Annotated in this window: 4 protein-coding genes; 3 read left to right on the top strand and 1 reads right to left on the bottom strand. The window is 42.6% G+C overall.

Annotation, left to right across the window (positions count from 1 at the left end):
• Nucleotides 1-111 precede the first annotated feature (111 nt).
• The 3 genes from ABD76_RS08230 to ABD76_RS08220 all read left to right on the top strand — a co-directional run bounded on the left by ABD76_RS08230 (nt 112) and on the right by ABD76_RS08220 (nt 2,441).
• On the top strand, nt 112-1,302 hold the full coding sequence (locus tag ABD76_RS08230; protein WP_197254446.1) for an IS701 family transposase: 1,191 nt from the start codon (nt 112-114) through the stop codon (nt 1,300-1,302).
• 399 nt (nt 1,303-1,701) lie between these two features.
• The gene (locus ABD76_RS08225; protein ID WP_197255887.1) at nt 1,702-1,914 is read left to right on the top strand and encodes an aspartyl-phosphate phosphatase Spo0E family protein; all 213 of its coding nucleotides are present in this window, start codon (nt 1,702-1,704) and stop codon (nt 1,912-1,914) included.
• 47 nt (nt 1,915-1,961) lie between these two features.
• Nucleotides 1,962-2,441, top strand: a complete 480-nt coding sequence (locus tag ABD76_RS08220; protein WP_197255886.1) for a hypothetical protein — start codon at nt 1,962-1,964, stop codon at nt 2,439-2,441.
• 46 nt (nt 2,442-2,487) lie between these two features.
• Here the strand turns inward: ABD76_RS08220 and ABD76_RS08215 are convergent.
• A partial coding sequence (locus tag ABD76_RS08215; RefSeq protein ID WP_197253431.1) for a transposase occupies nt 2,488-2,680 on the bottom strand: 193 nt, incomplete at its 5' end.

Raw genomic sequence — 2,680 nt, 5'->3', positions numbered from 1 at the left:
AACTGTACTTGCCCAAATTCGCTGTAATTAAATAGCAGAAAAAGAGACACCCTTGACTCTCTGTGTAAAATAGAAGTGCGACCAACCACTCTACGCAGAGGAGATCAAGAAATGTCTCATACGTATACGTTAACACAGCATCGCCATTGGAACAATATCTTTCGGCAATGGAAACTCCCGTTGTATTTTTCCAAATCTGTCCTTAATCACATCACTCACTTTGTAGATGGCATGTTGTCATCTGGATTTACAGGTACCTTAACAGACATACATCGTGAAAGCTTGCATCATCGGGATCGCAGAAGCTTAAGTCATTTTTTATCCCATGGGAAGTGGGATGAACAGTTCCTGAAGCAAATCGTACGTAATATCGCCTATCAGCAAGTCAAATACAGCGCTAAGCACAATAACAGTCCTATCTTTGTCATTGTAGATGATACGGTGTGTGAAAAAACCAAACCTTCGTCACGGGCGGTTGACTCGATCCAGGGCTCAGCCTTTCACCACTCTCATCTCAAGGGAAAGAAGGTCTATGGTCATGCTGTAGTGGAAGCCATGCTACGGGCGGGTGATATAGTATATCCCTTTGCAACAGAACGCTATGAATCCAAAAGCAAGAGCAAGATTGATCTGGCTTGTGACATGATCCGGCAAGTGCCCAGGTCCCATCACCAAACGTACGTATTAATGGATTCGTGGTATCCTTCAGCCTCTGTTCTTCAGGTGAGTAGCGAGCAAGGATTCCATGTCATTAGCGGTCTGAAGACCAATCGCATCATTTACCCACAAGGGATTCGCCAATCGATTAAAGAATTTGCTTCGTTTATGTCGAAGTCTGATACCGATCTCGTGACCATCGGAGAAGACTCTTATCGCGTTTATCGATACGAAGGAAAGCTCAATTTGCTTGATAATGGAGTCGTTCTTTTCTGCTGGAAAGAAGGAGAAGAACTGAACCCTAAGCAGGTGAAAGCTTTTCTAAGTACAGATGTTTCTCTAACCAACAAGCAAATTCTGAGCTATTATAGCAAGCGATGGTCGATTGAAACGTATTTTCGAACGGCGAAAGTCCACCTCGGCTTGGATCGATATCAGGTTCGATCTACGAAAGCGATCGATCGCTACTGGGCGCTACTCTCTTTTGTTTCGATGTGCTGTATTTACAGCGGGCAAGGCTATCTTTTGGATGGATTGCACCAATATCGACGAGAAAAAAAGCAACATTGGATTGAATATGTTTATAAACAAGCTCTATCCGGAGTAGCTCTCGCTCAAATTCAAACACAGCTTGGAGCTGCATAGGGGTACTGTCAGCTTTTTTAGATTTACATTTTCTTGAAGTGTTTATTGGCATGTACAGTAATTAAGAAAGGATTGGTAACATGAAAAAGTTATTTTCGAAAGCACCGATTCTTTTACTGGCAATGCTGCTTACAATTTTTGGGGCTGCGCTCACTCCAAGCGTTGTCTCTGCAGATCCTCCTTGGATTATGCCATCGGTCTATAGCAGCAGTAACTCGTTCGAGAGATAAAAGTTGAAAATTATCATCGAAAGGAGATTGACCTATTAAGACGCCTTTATGGGCGTTTTTTTGTGGGTTTATGTATAAAGTTGTTGCATAATAATCCAGAATCGAGTCATATTTACCAACTTCATCTATAATAAAGTCAAATAATACAGTTTATGGATGAGGTGTGGAAATGAACCATCAATCGGTATGCAAAGGCGATTTAATCCCTTTTACTTATAGCTATGAGAAAGCTGGCTGTCTAATTGAAATCATTGAGAGCACTCGACAGGAGCTTATAGTAGCGGCCACGGAAAAAAAGTGTCTTACGGATGAAACCGTTGTAAGATTAAGCCAAAAGTTGGACACATACCTTTTGGAATTTCAAAGAAGGAGCTGCGGTTAGAAGGATAGGATCTGATATATTCTGGATTATGAGGGGAAGGTGAGGCTGTGAATACCGGTGCTGTGAAACCTAAAAACTTGGGGGAGTTAATCAAGTATTATCGGCAAATGAATAACGACATTGCAGAACAGTACAATGAGATTCAGAAAAAACCTGAAGTCATTTTTTCTATTTTGCAGAACGAATTGGAAACACTCGAACATCCAGCCTTCATACCCGAAATAGCCGCGAAGTTTCTTGAAGCATCAAATGGCATGGACGGAGTAAAGAAGCTTTACCGAGCAATAGACTCGGTACAAGATACCTCCATTCAATTAGCCGTGTATAACCTAATTATTGATTACTCTCGTTCTCATGGAATGATGCCCTATATGGCCAAGGGACTATACCGAAAATATATGATCGAACGAAATGATTTCGGCTCTTCGCTCTACTGGGTGGGTACAGTGTTGAATATTAGTTTCATAACCCCTTCCGCCTTTAAGAGATTTTCAGATGTAGAAACAGCCGTCAAGGAGAGCGCTTGACCGCTGTTTCTACATCTGAAGCAGGGTAAGAAGGCGGAAAGGGATATTATGCTCGGCGCGCCGCGAGCAACGGCAAACGAAGCTTATTGGCTGTCATATACACCATCGCAATCAAGTTTTCTACGTTCCTGTAGCCTCTGGCCCGACGTTTAGCTGCTTGAACCAGACCATTAATGCCTTCCAACAAGCCGTTCGTCATCTTACTATGGAACCACCGAAGGATCCCTTCTTCGTGCTGC

The sequence above is a fragment of the Paenibacillus dendritiformis genome, assembly GCF_015845845.1.
GTDB classification, from domain to species: Bacteria; Bacillota; Bacilli; order Paenibacillales; family Paenibacillaceae; genus Paenibacillus_B; species Paenibacillus_B dendritiformis_C.
This window is presented reverse-complemented; position numbering and strand designations above follow the sequence as displayed.

What these genes read in the sequence shown, in the direction of transcription:
- ABD76_RS08230 (WP_197254446.1), top strand. Translation starts at nt 112, where the DNA reads ATGTCTCATACGTATACGTTAACACAGCATCGCCATTGGAACAATATC.
- ABD76_RS08225 (WP_197255887.1), top strand. Translation starts at nt 1,702, where the DNA reads ATGAACCATCAATCGGTATGCAAAGGCGATTTAATCCCTTTTACTTAT.